This window comes from Vibrio tarriae, from assembly GCF_002216685.1.
In the GTDB taxonomy this organism is placed as follows: Bacteria; Pseudomonadota; Gammaproteobacteria; order Enterobacterales; family Vibrionaceae; genus Vibrio; species Vibrio tarriae.
The window spans coordinates 329,012-345,752 of record NZ_CP022352.1 but is presented as its reverse complement, the minus strand read 5'-3'; the positions used below and the strand labels follow the sequence as shown (position 1 = coordinate 345,752).

General features: G+C 48.7%; 11 protein-coding genes. 10 read left to right on the top strand and 1 reads right to left on the bottom strand.

Translation table 11 applies throughout. From position 1 onward, the window contains the following. Positions 1–2: 2 nt before the first annotated feature. The 9 genes from icmH to CEQ48_RS02055 all read left to right on the top strand — a co-directional run bounded on the left by icmH (position 3) and on the right by CEQ48_RS02055 (position 15,700). The gene (gene icmH / locus CEQ48_RS02100) at positions 3–776 is read left to right on the top strand and encodes a type IVB secretion system protein IcmH/DotU (protein ID WP_000083407.1); all 774 of its coding nucleotides are present in this window, start codon (positions 3–5) and stop codon (positions 774–776) included. A 25-nt stretch (positions 777–801) separates the two neighbouring features. Beyond that, on the top strand, positions 802–3,411 hold the full coding sequence (gene tssH, locus CEQ48_RS02095; protein WP_089070042.1) for a type VI secretion system ATPase TssH: 2,610 nt from the start codon (positions 802–804) through the stop codon (positions 3,409–3,411). 2 nt (positions 3,412–3,413) lie between these two features. Continuing rightward, positions 3,414–5,006 (top strand): sigma-54 dependent T6SS transcriptional regulator VasH, encoded by a 1,593-nt coding sequence (gene vasH, locus CEQ48_RS02090; protein ID WP_002156682.1) that lies wholly within the window; start codon positions 3,414–3,416, stop codon positions 5,004–5,006. After that, positions 5,003–5,659, top strand: coding sequence for a type VI secretion system-associated protein VasI (gene vasI / locus CEQ48_RS02085; protein ID WP_198301114.1), 657 nt, complete (start codon positions 5,003–5,005; stop codon positions 5,657–5,659). Before vasH ends, vasI begins: the two co-directional genes overlap by 4 nt. Positions 5,660–5,668: 9 nt before the next feature. After that, on the top strand, positions 5,669–7,078 hold the full coding sequence (gene vasJ / locus CEQ48_RS02080; RefSeq protein WP_000426086.1) for a TssA family type VI secretion system protein VasJ: 1,410 nt from the start codon (positions 5,669–5,671) through the stop codon (positions 7,076–7,078). Positions 7,079–7,093: 15 nt separating this feature from the next. Further along, entirely contained in the window at positions 7,094–10,639 is a 3,546-nt protein-coding gene (tssM, locus tag CEQ48_RS02075) for a type VI secretion system membrane subunit TssM (RefSeq protein ID WP_089070040.1), read from the top strand. Positions 10,640–10,689: 50 nt separating this feature from the next. Further along, positions 10,690–11,952: a type VI secretion system protein TssA gene (locus CEQ48_RS02070; RefSeq protein WP_198301113.1), complete on the top strand. Its 1,263-nt coding sequence runs from the start codon at positions 10,690–10,692 to the stop codon at positions 11,950–11,952. A 252-nt stretch (positions 11,953–12,204) separates the two neighbouring features. Further along, positions 12,205–15,270, top strand: a complete 3,066-nt coding sequence (tssI, locus tag CEQ48_RS02060) for a type VI secretion system tip protein TssI/VgrG (protein WP_089070038.1) — start codon at positions 12,205–12,207, stop codon at positions 15,268–15,270. Then, positions 15,257–15,700: a hypothetical protein gene (locus tag CEQ48_RS02055; protein ID WP_032473734.1), complete on the top strand. Its 444-nt coding sequence runs from the start codon at positions 15,257–15,259 to the stop codon at positions 15,698–15,700. Before tssI ends, CEQ48_RS02055 begins: the two co-directional genes overlap by 14 nt. Before the next feature lie 71 nt (positions 15,701–15,771). On the opposite strand, the gene CEQ48_RS02050 is transcribed toward CEQ48_RS02055, so the two are convergent. Beyond that, positions 15,772–16,032: a DUF3012 domain-containing protein gene (locus CEQ48_RS02050; protein ID WP_000786206.1), complete on the bottom strand. Its 261-nt coding sequence runs from the start codon at positions 16,030–16,032 to the stop codon at positions 15,772–15,774. 281 nt (positions 16,033–16,313) lie between these two features. Here CEQ48_RS02050 and rbsD point away from each other — a divergent pair, with 281 nt between their 5' ends. Further along, positions 16,314–16,733, top strand: coding sequence for a D-ribose pyranase (gene rbsD / locus CEQ48_RS02045; protein WP_000749918.1), 420 nt, complete (start codon positions 16,314–16,316; stop codon positions 16,731–16,733). Positions 16,734–16,741 lie beyond the last annotated feature (8 nt).

The following is a 16,741-nucleotide window of genomic DNA, read 5'->3' as shown; positions in this document are numbered from 1 at the left end:
CCATGTCACAGAGTAAAAAAGAGACGCCATTAGCCAGTTTGTTGTTCGACGATGTGGAAAAAATTAACCACGACCAAGACTACTGGTTCCAATTGCGTGGGGACAATCCGAATGTGCTGATTGATGCCGCGACACCCTTGTTTGGGCTTTCTCTGCGGGTTCGCACCCTCACCGAATGCGACAACATTGAACAGATATACCGTCAGACGATTGAAGAGATCAAAGCGATTGAAATTGAGTTGACGGAGCAAGGTTACGAACACGCCATTTTGATGGCCTATCGCTACATCTTGTGCGCCTTTTTGGATGAATCCGTGATGGGAACCGAGTGGGGCGCGTCCAGTTTATGGGCCGAGCACTCCATGCTGTCACGCTTCCATAATGAAACGTGGGGTGGCGAGAAAGTGTTTACGATTTTGAGCCGTCTTGAGGGTGAACCACACCGTTACCAAGCGCTATTGGCCTTTATTTATCACTGCCTGATTTTGGGCTTTGAAGGCAAATACCGTGTGATGGAAGGGGGACAAGCTGAGCGCGAAAAAGTGATCAGCCGCCTGCATCAACTGCTGAGCAGCTTGGAAGAGAGCGAGCCACAAGACTTAACCCGTCCGACCGATCATGTGGTGCGTGCGAAATACACCCTAAGCAGACAGATGCCTGTTTGGTCTGTGTTTGCTGGCTTTATCGTGCTTTGGATAGGTCTATTTCTCGGCTACAGCTATGTGCTGCATAGCAAATCCAGCGATGTGCTCAATCAACTCAATCAAATACTTTAAACATAATTAGGCTAGGTGGTACGTTGTGATCCGTATTGAATTACCCACTCTTATTGCAAAACTGAATGCACAAAGCAAATTGGCTCTGGAGCAAGCGGCCTCTCTCTGTATTGAGCGCCAACACCCTGAAGTCACTCTAGAACATTATCTGGATGTGTTACTGGATAATCCCCTCTCTGATGTGCGTCTCGTACTCAAGCAAGCGGGGCTGGAAGTCGATCAGGTGAAACAGGCCATCGCCTCAACCTATAGCCGTGAACAGGTCTTGGATACCTATCCAGCGTTTTCGCCACTGCTGGTCGAGTTACTGCAAGAAGCTTGGCTGCTTTCCAGTACCGAGTTAGAGCAGGCTGAGCTGCGTTCAGGGGCGATTTTCTTAGCCGCGCTCACCCGTGCAGACCGTTATCTGTCGTTCAAATTGATCAGCTTGTTTGAAGGCATCAACCGCGAAAACCTCAAAAAACACTTTGCGATGATCTTAAGTGATTCTGCAGAAACCGCAGTGGCTAAAACAGAGAAAAACGCGGCCAATCCACTGCAAGCCGCCGCAGAAACACCACTCGGACGCTTTTGCACGAATGTGACTGAGCAAGCCCGTAACGGTGAGCTTGATCCTGTCCTGAGCCGTGAAAATGAACTCAACTTGATGGTGGATATTCTGTGCCGTCGCCGCAAAAACAACCCGATTGTGGTGGGGGAAGCAGGTGTTGGTAAAAGTGCCATGATTGAAGGTTTGGCGCTGCGTGTGGTGGCTGGCAAAGTGCCCACCCAACTGCAAAATGTAGAACTCTATTCGTTGGATCTTGGTCGCTTGCAAGCGGGTGCATCGGTGAAAGGCGAGTTCGAAAAGCGCCTAAAAGGGGTGATTGATGCGATTAAGCAATCGCCTAAACCGATCATTTTATTCATCGATGAAGCGCACACCTTAATTGGTTCTGGTAACCAAGAAGGGGGCAGTGATGCGGCAAACTTGCTCAAGCCTGCGCTGGCGCGTGGTGAGTTAAGCACAGTGGCGGCGACGACGTGGAAAGAGTACAAAAAGTATTTTGAAAAAGATCCCGCGCTGACGCGCCGTTTCCAACTGGTCAAACTCGATGAACCAACGATCGATCAAGCCGTCGATATTCTGCGCGGTCTTAACAGTGTCTATGAAAAGGCACACAACGTACTCATCACTGATGATGCACTAAAAGCTGCCGCTGAACTGTCAGCGCGTTACATCTCAGGTCGTCAACTGCCCGATAAAGCGATTGATGTGCTGGATACCGCTTGTGCGCGGATTGCGATCAATATGACCACGCCACCTAAGCGTTTAGCGCTACTTGAAACCTTGTGCCATCAGCGTCAACTCGAAATTGATATGCTAGAGCGGGCGCAATTCCTTGGCCAAGAGGTCGATAGCGAGCGCCTTGATGTTCTGCGTAATCAAGAGTTGGCCGATGAAGCGGAAAAAGCCGCGTTGACACAGAGTTGGCAGCAGCAAAAAAGCTTGGTGGAGTCGATCATCGCACTGCGTGCTGAGCTGATGGAGTTAAGCCAAGCGCAAGAGCAAGATCCCGACCATTTATTGGTGGTGCGTACGGCGCTGCAAGAGCAGTATCAAGCACTCGATGCGATTGATCATGCTGAGCGTTTGATGCACCCGCAAGTCGATGCGGATCAGATTGCTGAAGTGATCGCCGATTGGACGGGCGTGCCTGTTGATCAGATGAACACCGATGAGCTGCATAAAATCACCCATTTGACCTCGATTTTAGGCCAAGCGATCAAAGGCCAAGAAACGGCCATCGAACGTATCCATCGTCATTTACTGACAGCGCGTGCCGATCTGCGTCGTCCGGGACGTCCGAAAGGGGCATTCCTGCTGGTGGGGCCAAGCGGTGTAGGTAAAACCGAAACGGTAGTGCAACTAGCAGAGCAGCTTTACGGTGGTAAACAGTTCCTCACCACCATCAACATGTCGGAATACCAAGAGAAACACACCGTTTCCCGCCTGATTGGTTCACCTCCGGGTTATGTTGGTTACGGTGAAGGTGGTGTGCTGACGGAGGCTATCCGTAAGATGCCTTATTCGGTGGTTCTGCTTGATGAAGTCGAAAAAGCCCATCCAGAAGTTTTAAATATCTTCTACCAAGGCTTTGATAAAGGCGAAATCGCCGATGGTGAAGGTCGTGTCATCGACTGCCAAAACATTGTGTTCTTCCTGACATCGAACTTAGGCTACCAAACCATAGTCGATTATGCCGATGAGCCCGCCAAGCTTGATGAAGCGCTTTACCCTGAATTGGCCGCTTTCTTTAAACCTGCTCTGCTGGCGCGTATGGAAGTGATCCCTTACTTACCACTGGGTAAAGAAGTGTTGGCACAGATTGTTCGCGGCAAGCTGGCTCGTCTCGAGAAACTGTTCAAGACACGTTACAACGCAGAAGTGGTGATTGAAGAGAGCTTAATTGACGAAATCTTAAGCCGTGCGACACGCAGCGAAAACGGTGCGCGTATGCTGGAGGCGATCATTGAAGGGCAATTGCTGCCGCCCGTTTCATTGGCGCTGCTGAATAAACTCGCCGAAAGAGCGCCCGTTGAGCGCATTCGTTTAGCGGCAGAAGCGGGTGAATTTATCGGAGAGGTAGCGTAACCATGAGTCAATGGCTGGCGTTTGCAACCCAATTGGTGGGAGTAAGGAAGTCCCACCAGCTTGCGCTGCAATTTGTTGATCTGCTGACTCAAGGCTTAGATCTGAGTGATAGCCTTTTGTTGTTGCCATCGTCGGATGGGCGTTTACTTGTGCCTCATGATCCACAGCGTCAGTTCGCGTGGTCAGTGACGGATTTTGATGTGCCTTTTGCCCATGTTTTGCAGTCATCGAATGCGATGCATTTGACTGCGGAAGAGTTGGTATTTTGGCAATCCAATCGCATTTTTAGCCAGTTAACCTCTCGTGTGGGGATGTTTGATTCGGTATGGATCCAACCCCTGCCGATGGATACTCGCCAAGTACACTCGATCTTGCTGTTGATGGGCGAGAGTCACGGTATCGTGAGCGCTTTTGAAAACGCGGACTTTTTGAAGTTTATCGAGGTTTTTTCCCAGCAATGGTCACTGCTCAACGATATGGAACGTGAAGAGCAGCGCCGCTTGGAGCTGAAACAATCGCTGACGGATATTGAACGCGACTCGGCGCAGCGCTCACTGGCCAATGCATTATCGCGTACTTTGATTGGTGAAAGCGCTGCGATGCAAAAGCTGCGTGAGCAGATTGTCTCTGCCGCCAACTCTCAGCTCTCGGTCATGGTGCAAGGTGAAACTGGCACGGGTAAAGAGTTAGTCGCCGCGGCCGTGCATGAACTTTCGTCACGTAAGTCTGCGCCGTTTGTTGCGATCAACTGTGCGGCGATCCCTGAGCATCTACTGGAAAGTGAACTGTTTGGTTACTGCAAAGGGGCATTTTCTGGAGCGGACAGCGATAAACAGGGACTTATCGCACAAGCGAATGGTGGCACGCTATTTTTGGATGAGATCGGCGATATGCCGCTCACCTTACAAGCCAAATTATTGCGTGTGCTTGAATCGCGTACTTTCCGACCGCTCGGTGGTAAGCAGGAGCTCAGTTCCGATTTCCGTCTGGTATCGGCCACACACGTCAATCTGCTGGATCAAGTACGCAAAAAAGAATTTCGCCAAGATCTCTATTACCGTCTATTCCAGTATCCGATCACCTTGCCGCGTCTGGCGGCACGCTTGGAAGATATTGAGCTGCTCAGTGAGCACTTTGTGCGCGTGTTCAACTTGCAACATAACACGCGCATTCGTGGTTTGAACTATCGAGCCATCGACTGCCTTAAGCAGTACGACTTCCCGGGAAATGTGCGTGAGCTGAAACATTTGATTGAGTTTGGCTGCGCGCAAACAGCAGATGGTACGCAGGTGGAAGCTAGTTGCTTTGCCCATCGTTTACAAACCCTACCCTGTCTTGCGCCTGAGGCGACGCCGGTAGCCGTTTCCGTCGAAACTGAGAACGTGGATCTTGAACCCTCGGTTGCGTTGGCTGGAGAACCGAATTTTGCGGTTATCCATGATTTGAAACAGGCGGTCAGTCAGTTTGAAGCGTTGATCATCAGTGAGCGTTTGAACCGCTTTGCTGGCGATCGCGCGAAAGCGGCGAAAAGTCTCGGTATCCCTAAGCGTACCTTAGCCTACAAGTGCCTGAAATTGGAGATCAAAACCCCATGAGAATTACCGTTTTAATGGCCAGTTTGATCTTGGGTTGCGCGGGCTTTGCGCATGTTTTAGCGGCATCGCAAGCGTCGGGATCACAGGTTGAGCAAGCTGAGCTGTGCCGCGAGATACCTGCGCGTTTAGAGCGTTTGGCCTGTTTTGACCGTGTCTTTGCCACGCCCCTTGAGCAAGTGGCTATCGCACCGTCCAATCCTTATCCCGCAGAGTGGCAACGCGCCATGGCGGCATTGTCTGAGTCGCAGTCCGAAGCGGGTTGGGTATTAGGCACGCAAGGTGAAGGGCGGGGCAGCAGCGCTTGGATTGCTTTGCCTGCGCAAAATCGCAGCTCAGGGGAAACATCTCCGCCAGTGCTCTTGCTCAGTTGCATTAATAACCTGAGCCGCATTGAGCTGGCTTTACCGAAAGAAGTGGCTGATGCACGGATTCAAGTCTCTATCCGACAAGAGACACAGTTCTGGCGCAGTGACGATCACGGCGTACTGTTTTCCTCGGCTCGCGGCATGCCTGCGATCGAAATGATGAAATTGGCCGCCAGTGAGCCTCGCCTGTTGCTGCGCTCTAATGCGCCGTTTGCTGACGGGTTGCAGTTTGATACTCGAGGTGTCAATCAAGCCCTTGATGCTTTGCGCGAACGCTGTGGTTGGTAAGGAGCCCGTATGGAAATGACTGAATACCGTCAGTGTGTGGCCAAACCGATCAGCAGTAGCAATCCTGTCGGAGAGCGGCTAGTCGATCACCCACTGTTTGATTTTATTGAAGATCAGATGATGAAAGTGGGTTCTCTATCTCACGCTTCAGTGCAGTGGGATGAAGTGGAGCACAGCACACTCAAACTGCTTGGTGAACAGAGTAAAGACATCAAGCTTTTGGTTTACCTGCTGCAGTGTCTGCATAACCAAGTTACCCCGACGCGCCTTATTACCTCGTTTGCGGTGATGAGTGAGTTCCTCAATCAATATTGGAACGACAGTTACCCAGCGCCGGGCGCGCGTGGCAATCTGCCGCGACGTAAATTTTTCAGCCAGATGGCGCAACGTTTTACAACGGTGATCGAAAAGTTCGATTTTCATCATCTGGATGAAGCGGATCGCCAAGCGCTGCAAGCGGCGGTTGAAGAGTGGCAACAAGCCGTTGAGAAACAAGGGCTCTCTTCTGAGTTGGTGGAGTCTGTGGTGGTGCGAATTACCGCGGAGATCAAACGCGCAGAGCAGCGCCAGCAAGTGACGGCGCAAAGCAGCGCGGAGCGTGAAACACCAAGTGCTGCAACGCCTTCTCCTGCGGCGAGCATGGTGGTGGATCATTCGAGTGACAAAGCAGCGAAACAAACCCTACTCAAAGTGGCCGATTTTCTTGCCGAACAAGAGTTTGGTATCGCTCTTTCGATTCGTCTGCGCCGCTTTGCGGTGTGGGGCAGCATTACCTCATTGCCCGATCATAAACCCGATGGTGAAACACTGCTGCGTGGAATGCAGGCGGATCGCGTCAAGGATTACCAAGATCAACTCCGTCACCCCGATTTAGCCTTGTGGCGCAAAGTCGAACAGAGCTTAACCATGGCTCCTTATTGGTTTGAAGGACAGTGGATGAGTTACACCATTGCCCAGCAACTGGGAAAAAGTGATTGGTGTCAGGCGATTGCCGAAGAAACACAACAGTTTTTACGTCGTTTGCCTTCGCTGCTTGAGCTCAAATTCAAAGGCGGAGAGCCGTTTGTCAGCGATTCGGTCAAAGAGTGGCTGGCGAGCGTAGGTCAGAGCCAAGGTGCTGCGGGGCAATCGGTCGGCGGAGATTGGCAAGAGAAGCGTAAAGAGGCGTTTCAACTGGCCAAAGAAGGCGGAATCGCGGTGGCACTTTCCATGCTCAATGATGGCTTGGTCAGTGCGGTGGAGCCGCGAGACAAATTTTACTGGCGATTGCTATCGGCGGATCTGCTGCGGGCAAATCATCTCGATGCGATGGCTGGTGAACAGTATCAAACTCTGCTCAATCAGGTAACGACGCTGTCTGTTCCTGAGTGGGAGCCGAGTTTAGTGGAACAAATTCAAAGATATACAACGTCAGAGTAAACAAGGACACAATTCATGTGGAAATTCATTGTTGGAATAGTAAGGCGGCTTAAACCCACGGTGGTGGCAGCACTTCCCATTTTGCTATTCACTACGTTCATTTTGCTGAACGTTGCCATTTGGTGGGCAGGCCCTTGGTTGGAAGTGGCTGGCTATAAACCGCTGGAGTCGATCATGGCTCGAGTTGTGGCAAGCAGTCTGTTTACTCTCGGCTGTTTAGCCGTGTGGGGCATTTGGCAGTGGCGTAAGTTGCAAGCCTTCAAATCGGAACAAAAGCGCGAAGAGCAACTGCGCCAAGATCCGATCAAAGTGTATGAGCAGCGCCAAGAGGTTGAACTGAATCAGGTGATGCTCAACATGAAGCAGAGCCTAAATAAACACAACTACTTGTATGCACTACCTTGGTATTTGGTTCTGGGTTTAGAAAATGCGGGTAAAACCAGCCTGATCAACCGTTCTGGTCAGAACTTTGTGTTCTCTTCGGTCATGCGAGCTTCGGGACAAAAAAGCGAAAACCCATACTCGTTTGATTGGTGGATTGGTGATGAATCTGTCCTGATTGATCCTGATGGTGAGCTGTTAACGCAAGGCAATCGTAGTGAAGAGAATGATGGTGCGTTAGAGCGCCGTTTATGGTTGCATTTTGTCGATTGGCTCGACCGCACTCGTAGCCGCCGCCCGCTGAACGGCATCGTGTTGGCGTTGGATGTGGCGCATCTTGCTACCGCCACCGCCTCAGAGCGTAAAGCTTATGCCAATTTGCTGCGTACTCGTCTGCGTGAGTTGATGGAAACCTTATCGACTCGCCTGCCGGTGTACATTGCACTGACTAAGCTCGACTTACTGCACGGTTTTGAGCCTTTCTTTAAGCACTACACCAAAAGTCAGCGCGAAGAGGTGTTGGGTTTTACCTTCTCAATGGACTCGGTAGATAACCTAGATTCTTGGTTGGAAGAGTTTGCCAGCGAGTACACCCAATTTGTGTCACGAGTTAATGGCATGCTGCCACATGCGGTCGCAGCGCCAATGACGCTTGAAGAACGTAACGCGATTTACAGCTTCACGCGTCAACTCTCAGGTTTGAAAGAGATTTTGCAACAGTTTTTCCAAGAGGCTTTGGCGAGCGATCAATTCTCAACGTCAGCGCTGGTGCGTGGTGCCTATTTCACGTCGGTTTACCAACAAGGTGTACCCACCAACGCTTTTGATGATGCGGCTTCCCGTCGTTATGGTCTGTCTCATGCGATTAATACGGCGCAGCGCGCGAAAAACTCCACGGTCTATTTCACGCAAAAACTGTTTACCCACATCATCTATCCTGAAGCGGGTTTAGCGTCGGATAATTTCCGGGTTGCAAAAAACAAACGCCGTTTGATGGGGCTCTCTTTTGTCGCATGCTCAGTGGCGACTTTGCTGTTGGCAGGTACTTGGCATCGTAACTACCTCAATAACGTGCAACACGCCGATACTGTATTAACCAAAGTGAATCAGTATAAAGAGCAGTTCCCGACCAGCCGTTCACTGGCCTCACAAAGAGAGGTATTGGATCCGTTGAACAAGATCCGTGAGGCGACACTGGAGTTTGGTTTCTTCCGTGATAAACCTCAGTACATCTCCGATTTTGGTCTCTACCAAGGGCACACCATTGGCCCGAAAGTAGAAGAGACCTACTTAAACTTACTCGAAACTCGCTTCTTACCTCTGTTGATGGCGGACACCATTGTTGCGCTCAATCAAGCTGAGACAGATGAAGAAAAATTAGCGGTGCTGCGCGTGTATCGCATGCTGGTCGATAAAAGTGGTCGTTACCAAGACTATGTGATGGATTATTTTGCGAAGTATTGGCAAAAATCCTTCTCAGGTCAGCGTCAAATTCAGGAAGAGCTGCTCGGCCACTTAGATTACGCGATGCGTCATACTGATCTCACTGCAGAGCGTCTCAATGGTGATAAAGGGGCGGAGCAGGTGATGCGCCCTTACGATAAAGTGATTGCTCGTGCTCAGGTTGAACTGGGTTCAATGCCAAACGACCAGCGCGTCTATCGTAACTTGAAGTTGAGCGCACAAACGGTGCTTGGTCCTTCGGTTAACTTGCGCAGCTTGATTGGGCCGGTGTTCGATGTGGTGTTTGAAGAGCGCGTTCTTAACAGTAGCAGCCTGTTTATTCCTCAAATGCTCACCAAGCGTGGTTTTGATGACTACTTTATGCCGCAATCTGAATCGGTCTCTGAGTTGGCACTGATTGACAGTTGGGTTCTGGGACAGAGCAAAACGGCGCAGTTTAGTGAAGCAGACAAGCAGGCACTGCGCGAAAAAATCCGCGATCTTTATGTGGCGGATTACACCAACACATGGCGCGCGGCACTCAATGAAATTGATGTGAAGTATTTCAATGACATCAATGATGCGGTCATGGTTTTGGAAAATATCACCAGTAACCTTGAGCCGATGCAGCGTCTACTGCGCACATTAGATGACAACACCCAACTGTACAGTGCGTTACCTAAAGATGAATCGGCGTTAAAAGAGCTGCTGAAAAGCCCGAAATACAAAGTGGCTTCGATGATTGAAACTCCGTTTGCTGATCTGAACGGTATGCTCAAACCGGTGGGCAGCAAACCAGCGTACATGACGGAAGTCTTGGCTTCGGTGGATGAGCTGAAAAGCTACTTGAAATCGATTCAAGATGCTCCCGATGTCGGTATGGCTGCGCTCGATGCGACCAAAGCGCGGGTCAAGCTGGTTAATGCTGACCCTATCTATACCTTAAAACGAATCTCGTCAGGACTGCCGAAGCCGCTGGATAGCATGATGGCGAAGCTTGCAGATGAGAGCTGGTATGTGGTCAAGCAAGAAGCGATTAAGCATCTGGAAGTACGCTGGACGGAGGATGTGTATAAAACCTTCCAAAGCAAGCTGGCTGGGCGTTATCCATTCAACCCCGCATCAAATAAAGATGTGGCCTTGGCCGATTTTGAAGCCTTCTTTGCGCCGAATGGCACGTTAGACAACTTCTACAATCAGCAACTGAAGATGTTTATTGATGAGAACATCAGCGTAGCGTCGGATGACTCAGCGCAGTCGATCATTCGTAAAGAAGTGCTGGATCAGATCAAGCAAGCGCAGAAAATTCGTGAGGCTTTCTTCAATCGTAAAGGGATTTTGGATGTCAGCTTCTCGGTTGAGCCGCTCAGTTTGAGTAACAACAAGCGTCGTAGTGTGCTGAATGTGGATGGTCAGTTCTTAGCTTACAGCCATGGCCCGCGTGAAAATGTGGAGCTTATTTGGCCTAACACGCTGCGTGATTCTGTGGTGTCTAAGGTGACCTTGATTCCAACCCAAACCAATATGTCACCGCGCAGTTTGCAAATCCAAGGACCGTGGGCATTCTTCCGCTTATTGGATCAAGGTGATGTGGTTTCGGCGAGTCAAACGTCGGTTGATTTCAAATTTATCGTCGATGGCGGTGAGATGATCTACCGCATTAACGCAGAGGCCGATGCCAACCCATTTACCGAACGCCTGTTCAAGTCGTTCAAACTATCTAAAACACTCTATTAATAAGTTGCCAGAGCGAGTTTTTCGCTCTGGCTTTTTAGGACGAAGTTGTGATGTCCAATGTGATTTTTATTGATAACGTTTGCTACCGATTAACCAATGATTCTGAGGAGATTCGCGGATTAGAGCCCTATGCGAAGGTTCGTGAGGAGATAAACCGCCGCTTCAATCCGATTGCTGGGGGCACGGATTGGGAAGTGGTAAAAGAGTACTGTGAACAACTGGCCTGTAACCAAGGAATGGATTTTCTAATCTGTGGTTACTATGCGGTAGCCTGCCTGAAAACTCAGGGGCTGACGGGGTATGCCACGGGCATGGAGCTGATGAGTGCAAGCCTTGCCAACCAAGGTGAGTGTGATGTGAAAAGCGCCAAAGTACGCAAGGAGATCCTTGATTGGGTTAATGCACGCGTGGTGCAGGAACTGAAAGCACTTAAACCAACTTATGAGTCGCTGCGAGATCTGTATCGGGCTGAGCGCCATTGCGAGCGGTTACATCAGCTGTTTGAACAACAACAAACCGAATACAAAGTAGACTTTGAAGGGGTCGGGTTTGCTCTGTTTGAACACATAGACAGAATTGAAACCCAATACCACAGCTTATTGAAAAAGCAGGAGAAGGCTCAGCCACCTAAGCTTAAGTTTTGGCAGCGCGGTTACGCGTTGTTCACTCTAGGTGTACTTGGGGTTGCACTGGGAGTAGTGGGGGGCTACTGGGGGGGGCCTTGGTTTTATACCACGCCTTATGCCGCGCCACAGCGCATCACCACGTTGAATGAGGCCTCTCAAACTCAAGCACTGCTCAACGACTCTTCCACAAGTGAGCGTGCGCGTTGGCAACATGATCTGATCCCGCTGTATCGCGATACTTTGCAGCAGAATTTAACCATCTCGTTTAGTGAACCTAAGCGACATGCCATCACTCAGCTGAATCTATTGCGCACTCTTTATCCTGAAAACGAGCAAGTGAATGCACTGAGTCAAGAGTTTGCCCTTCAGCAGCAACAAGCGTTGGAGCAAACCGCGCTGTTCGTGGCTAAGTTCAGCGAAATTCGCACCAAAATGGCCAATATCTCGTTACTGGCTAAGCGGGGGAAATGGGCTGAATTAGAAAAGCAGACCAAATCATTAGAAGAGTTCGCGGTCAGCCTATCACCGATTTATGGTCGAGTTGACTATGTGCAAGGCCTCCTTGAACAGGGCGATGTCACAAATGCCCAGAAAGAGTTTGCGATCCTCAAACAAAGGCTAGATAGCCTAAGTTGGAAAATTGCCGAGCTTGAGCAGCGTATCGGCGATGCGGCTTTGTTGCAGTGATGGCTGAAGGAAGAGGTGGGGCAAAAACTCGCTCATAGGCAGTTTTTTGCTTGATTGGGGCAAGGGATTGCTCAGTGATCAGCGTTAACCCTGGTGCGAAATAGGGAAAAGTAGACAAAAAGCTGGCATTGAGTTTGCCATTGACTGCCACACAATATTTTCAACGAACCATTTTCAACGAACCATTTTCATCGAACTTAAGATGGCCACATATCGAGTGCTATCGTCGAAAAAAAGAACAAGGAAAACAGCATGGCAAGGTTACAGTTTCAATTAAAGGTGGATGGCCTTGAGGATGAATCCCTCGTCGTACGCGGATTTGAAGGGCAAGAGTCCTTGTCTGATTCTGTATGGAGCAGTGAACCCTGCTATGGTTTTCGCTATCAGGTTGATTTAGCCAGTGCGCTAAGTAACCTCACGGCTGAGCAATTTGTCGACCAAACCGCGCATTTAACCATTCTGCGTGACGGGCAAGTGGTGCAGCAAATAAACGGTATTGTGCGTCAATTCAGCAAAGGGGATACCGGCCATCGACATACTTTCTATTCATTAACGCTAGTTCCTGCGTTGGAAAGGCTTTCTTTACGCAGTAATAGCCGTATTTTCCAGCAGCAAAGCGTGCCGGAAATTATCTCTATTTTGCTGCAAGAGATGGGGATTGAAGATTACGCCTTTGCCCTTAAGCGTGAGTGTGCCCAGCGAGAGTTTTGTGTACAGTATCGTGAAACGGATTTGCAGTTTTTACACCGTATCGCCGCCGAAGAAGGCTTGGTATACAGTCACCTACATGAAGCGCAGAAACACACCTTGTTGTTTACCGATAGCTCGGACAGCCAACCGAAGTTAGCCAAGCCAGTACCTTATAATGCGCTGGCGGGTGGCGAGATCAATCTCCCTTATGTGGTCGATCTGCAATTCAAAACCACCGCACAAGTGAGCCATACCGAGCTAAAGGATTACAGCTTTAAAAAGCCTGCTTACGGATTTACTCAGCGCACGCAGGGCAAAGACATCGCTTATCAGCAGCCAAATTATGAGCATTTTGATGCTCCGGGACGCTACAAAGACGATGCAAATGGCAAGGCCTTTAGCCAAATTCGCTTAGAGTATTTACGCCGCGATGCTTTGCTGGCTTATGCGAAGAGTGGCGAACCTTTGCTGTTGGCTGGAGTACGTTTTGACTTGCAAGATCACCTTGATCTCGCAATGAATCGAGATTGGCTCGTGGTACAAGCCAATCACCAAGGGACGCAGCCACAAGCGTTACAAGAAGAGGGCGGTTCAGGTGCCACCACTTATAGCAATCAGCTAAAACTTATCCCTGCTCACATCACTTGGCGAGCAAGGCCTTGTGCTAAGCCGCAAGTGGATGGCCCCATGATCGCCACCGTGGTTGGGCCACAAGGTGAAGAGATTTATTGCGATAACTTTGGTCGTGTGAAAGTGCATTTCCCGTGGGATCGCTATTCAAGTAGCAACGAAAAAAGCTCTTGCTGGGTGCGAGTGGCACAAGAATGGGCGGGTAGCCAATACGGTAGCATGGCGATTCCGCGAGTTGGCCATGAAGTGATTGTTTCGTTCCTCAATGGCGACCCGGATCAACCCATCATCACGGGTCGTACGTACCATGCGACCAATACCGCGCCTTACGCCTTGCCTGATCACAAAACCAAAACCGTGCTGCGCACTGAGACTCATCAAGGGCAAGGTTACAACGAACTGAGTTTTGAGGATCAAGCGGGCAGCGAACAGATTTTGCTGCATGCGCAAAAAGATTGGGATGCGTTGATTGAGCATGATCACACCGAAGTGATTCGCCACGATCAGCATCTCACTGTGGACAATGATCGCTTTACTCGCATTCAGCGCAACCAACATTTGACGGTTGAAGGTGAAGTCCGTAGCAAAATCGCACTCGATAGCAGCCATGAAGTCGGCGCGTCACGACAACACAAAGTAGGGCAACGCATTGCTGTCGAGGCGGGCAAAGAGATTTCACTCAAAAGCGGCGCAAAAATCGTGGTTGAAGCCGGAGCGGAGTTAACCCTAAAAGCAGGGGGCAGCTTTGTAAAAGTCGATGCAGGTGGCGTGCACTTAGTCGGTCCTGCCATTAACCTAAACGCGGGCGGCAGTGCAGGCAGCGGTAGCGCTTATGGCGGGCAATTAGCGGCAGCACCGAGAATGTTAGCGCAAGCTAAACCAGTAGGAGAATTGGTTCAGCCGGATATTGCTGCCTCAATGCAATCAGGCGCGGCGCGTGTTATTGATGTGACATCACTCCCCACTATGATGCCGAGTTCAGCCAATAACACGGCAAATGATGAGCCTGTGGCCGAAGAGAAAACACCGGAGCGAATTTTAAAATCCGATCTTCTCAAACCATCCGATGAGTTAGAGAAACTCGCCAAGCGACAAGCGAGTGCTTATCGTCAAGGTAATCACAGCGATGAGGTTAAGTTATTACAAGAAGCGCTAATAAAACTTGGGTTTGATCTCGGGAAAGCAGGAGCTGATGGTGACTTTGGGAGCAAAACTAAAACCGCGATTGAGCAGTTCCAGAAAAGCTATCAACCAAGCCACCAAACACACCCGTCTTACAGCATTGGCCCCGTTGACGGTATTGTCGGCAAAGGTACACTACTGGCTCTAGACGAAGCCTTGATGGATGGGTGGGTGTATGAAAGTCCCCGATTCCCTATGACTTTGGTTAATGGAGAATTAGCACCAATAGAGTTTCTCAATTTTTATAATGGTGATGAAATTGAAGAGTCTGATTATGAGGAAGCTGCAAGAGAGTTAAATTGTGAGGTGGCTGCAATTAAAGCTGTAGCAAAAACTGAAACAGGCTCTTATGGTGCATATTTTAATTTTGGACAAGGTGATGATGATGTTCCCGCTATATTGTTTGAAAGACATCATTTTCATAAATATACAAACGGAAAATATGACATGTATGAAGACATATCGAATCCTATCGCTGGTGGCTACGGAACTATATCAACGCAGTATTCTAAATTAATGAAGGCATATGCTCTCGATAAAAGAGCAGCATTAAAATCCGTGTCTTGGGGTAAATTTCAGATCTTAGCATCGAATTATGTAGAAGCAGGGTATTCAAGTCCAGAAGATTTTATTCTAGACATAAGTAAATCTGAGAAAAATCAACTGAAATCATTTGTTAACTTCATTAAGTCTGATAAGGTTCTACTTAGTTCTATACGCTCTAAAAACTGGCTTTCATTCGCCAGAAGATATAATGGTCCAAGACAGAAAGGTTATGATTTGAAAATGGAGAAAAATTACAATGACCTATTATAAATTTATTGCACTGTTGTCATTTTTATATTGTGGTTCATCATTTGGAAATGAATTGTATTTTTCTTGTGATACAAAAAAGGGAACAGTTTTTCTGGAGGAAAGTCAAGGTGTACTTAGTTACACCTTAGTAAAAGATAAGAAAAATGAGATTGTCTTTGAGTCAAAAGGTGATGGATTTTTAGGCTTTAAATATAATCATTACTCAAGGTTTCAAACCGACTATTTCAATGTTTCATTTATTAATTTAGAGTACAAATATACTATTTTCAGTAATTATGAGAGCAATCAGGAAAAACGTGGAATAATTGTTGCTAATATAAACAACAAAAAAGAATCAAATTACGAATGTGAAACTGTACATATCGATCGCCTTAGTGATCTATCAACAAAGTTAGCTTGTGACACTGATTCTGCACTTGGCTGTGATTAAATATTCTAACTTCTAAAAATTATTGTGAAACTTTGCTCCCAGAGCCAAATGTGCTCTGGGGTCTTTCCTTCTCACAGCACACAATATTTAGCGTAAGAGCCTGCTTCTTTGGCTGTCCAGTCACCTTTGGATTTCTCATCCATATCTTCGCACCAAGATTTGCTGCCGACTTCATTGTTGAAAATGCAGTGTTTGGCGAAGTCGAGCGTGTCTTGAGTATTCCACTCGCTTTTCGGTTTTTCGCGCATATCTTCACACCAAGCTTTGCTGCCGACTTCGCTACAGGCTGAAAGCGCTAGCGCACTCAAGATTACTAGTAGAGCGTTTTTCATTCGATCCTCATTCACTGCTTTAGTTTGTTGGCGTCACTATACCGAACCATGAGGTCGCTGTGTTAAATCAGCGCGAAAAGATGGTGCAATCTCGAATTGAACTCATTCAGTTGCGTATGTGAAGCCTCATTTTGCTGATCGTTTTCACATTCTGCCGATTTGTCGCGTGCAAACTTAATTGAGTAAACTATTATGTCATCGAAACGTTTCGATGTGCATTTTTTCGCCAATTGAAAGTGATGCTGTCGTTATTCAAACGTGAATCAATAAAAGGTATCACCATGAAAAAAAGTACCCTACTAAACTCTGAACTCTCTTACTTGGTGGCAACACTCGGCCATACCGATGAAATCACGATCTGTGATGCTGGGCTGCCAATTCCGGATGAAGTGACGCGTATTGATCTCGCGCTGACTCACGGGGTGCCTTCTTTTTTGGAAACAGTACGGGTGATTTTGTCTGAATCGCAGATCGAAAGTGTCATCGTGGCACAAGAGTTTGCTCAAGTAAGCCCGGTGTTGCATGAAGCCTTATGTCGCGAGCTGAAAGCAGAAGAACAGTTGTGCGGTAAGCCAATTGCCATCCAATACATCAGCCATGAAGCGTTTAAACAACGCACGTTGCAAAGCCGCGCCGTAGTGCGCACCGGTGAATGTACACCTTACGCCAATGTGATTTTCCAAGCGGGTGTCGTGTTTTAACCACGCCC

Bases quoted from the DNA above. Each gene is read 5' to 3' on its own strand.
- rbsD (WP_000749918.1), top strand. From the start codon at position 16,314: ATGAAAAAAAGTACCCTACTAAACTCTGAACTCTCTTACTTGGTGGCA.
- tssM (WP_089070040.1), top strand. From the start codon at position 7,094: ATGTGGAAATTCATTGTTGGAATAGTAAGGCGGCTTAAACCCACGGTG.
- CEQ48_RS02055 (WP_032473734.1), top strand. From the start codon at position 15,257: ATGACCTATTATAAATTTATTGCACTGTTGTCATTTTTATATTGTGGT.
- icmH (WP_000083407.1), top strand. From the start codon at position 3: ATGTCACAGAGTAAAAAAGAGACGCCATTAGCCAGTTTGTTGTTCGAC.
- tssI (WP_089070038.1), top strand. From the start codon at position 12,205: ATGGCAAGGTTACAGTTTCAATTAAAGGTGGATGGCCTTGAGGATGAA.
- CEQ48_RS02070 (WP_198301113.1), top strand. From the start codon at position 10,690: ATGTCCAATGTGATTTTTATTGATAACGTTTGCTACCGATTAACCAAT.
- vasI (WP_198301114.1), top strand. From the start codon at position 5,003: ATGAGAATTACCGTTTTAATGGCCAGTTTGATCTTGGGTTGCGCGGGC.
- vasH (WP_002156682.1), top strand. From the start codon at position 3,414: ATGAGTCAATGGCTGGCGTTTGCAACCCAATTGGTGGGAGTAAGGAAG.
- vasJ (WP_000426086.1), top strand. From the start codon at position 5,669: ATGGAAATGACTGAATACCGTCAGTGTGTGGCCAAACCGATCAGCAGT.
- CEQ48_RS02050 (WP_000786206.1), bottom strand. From the start codon at position 16,032: ATGAAAAACGCTCTACTAGTAATCTTGAGTGCGCTAGCGCTTTCAGCC.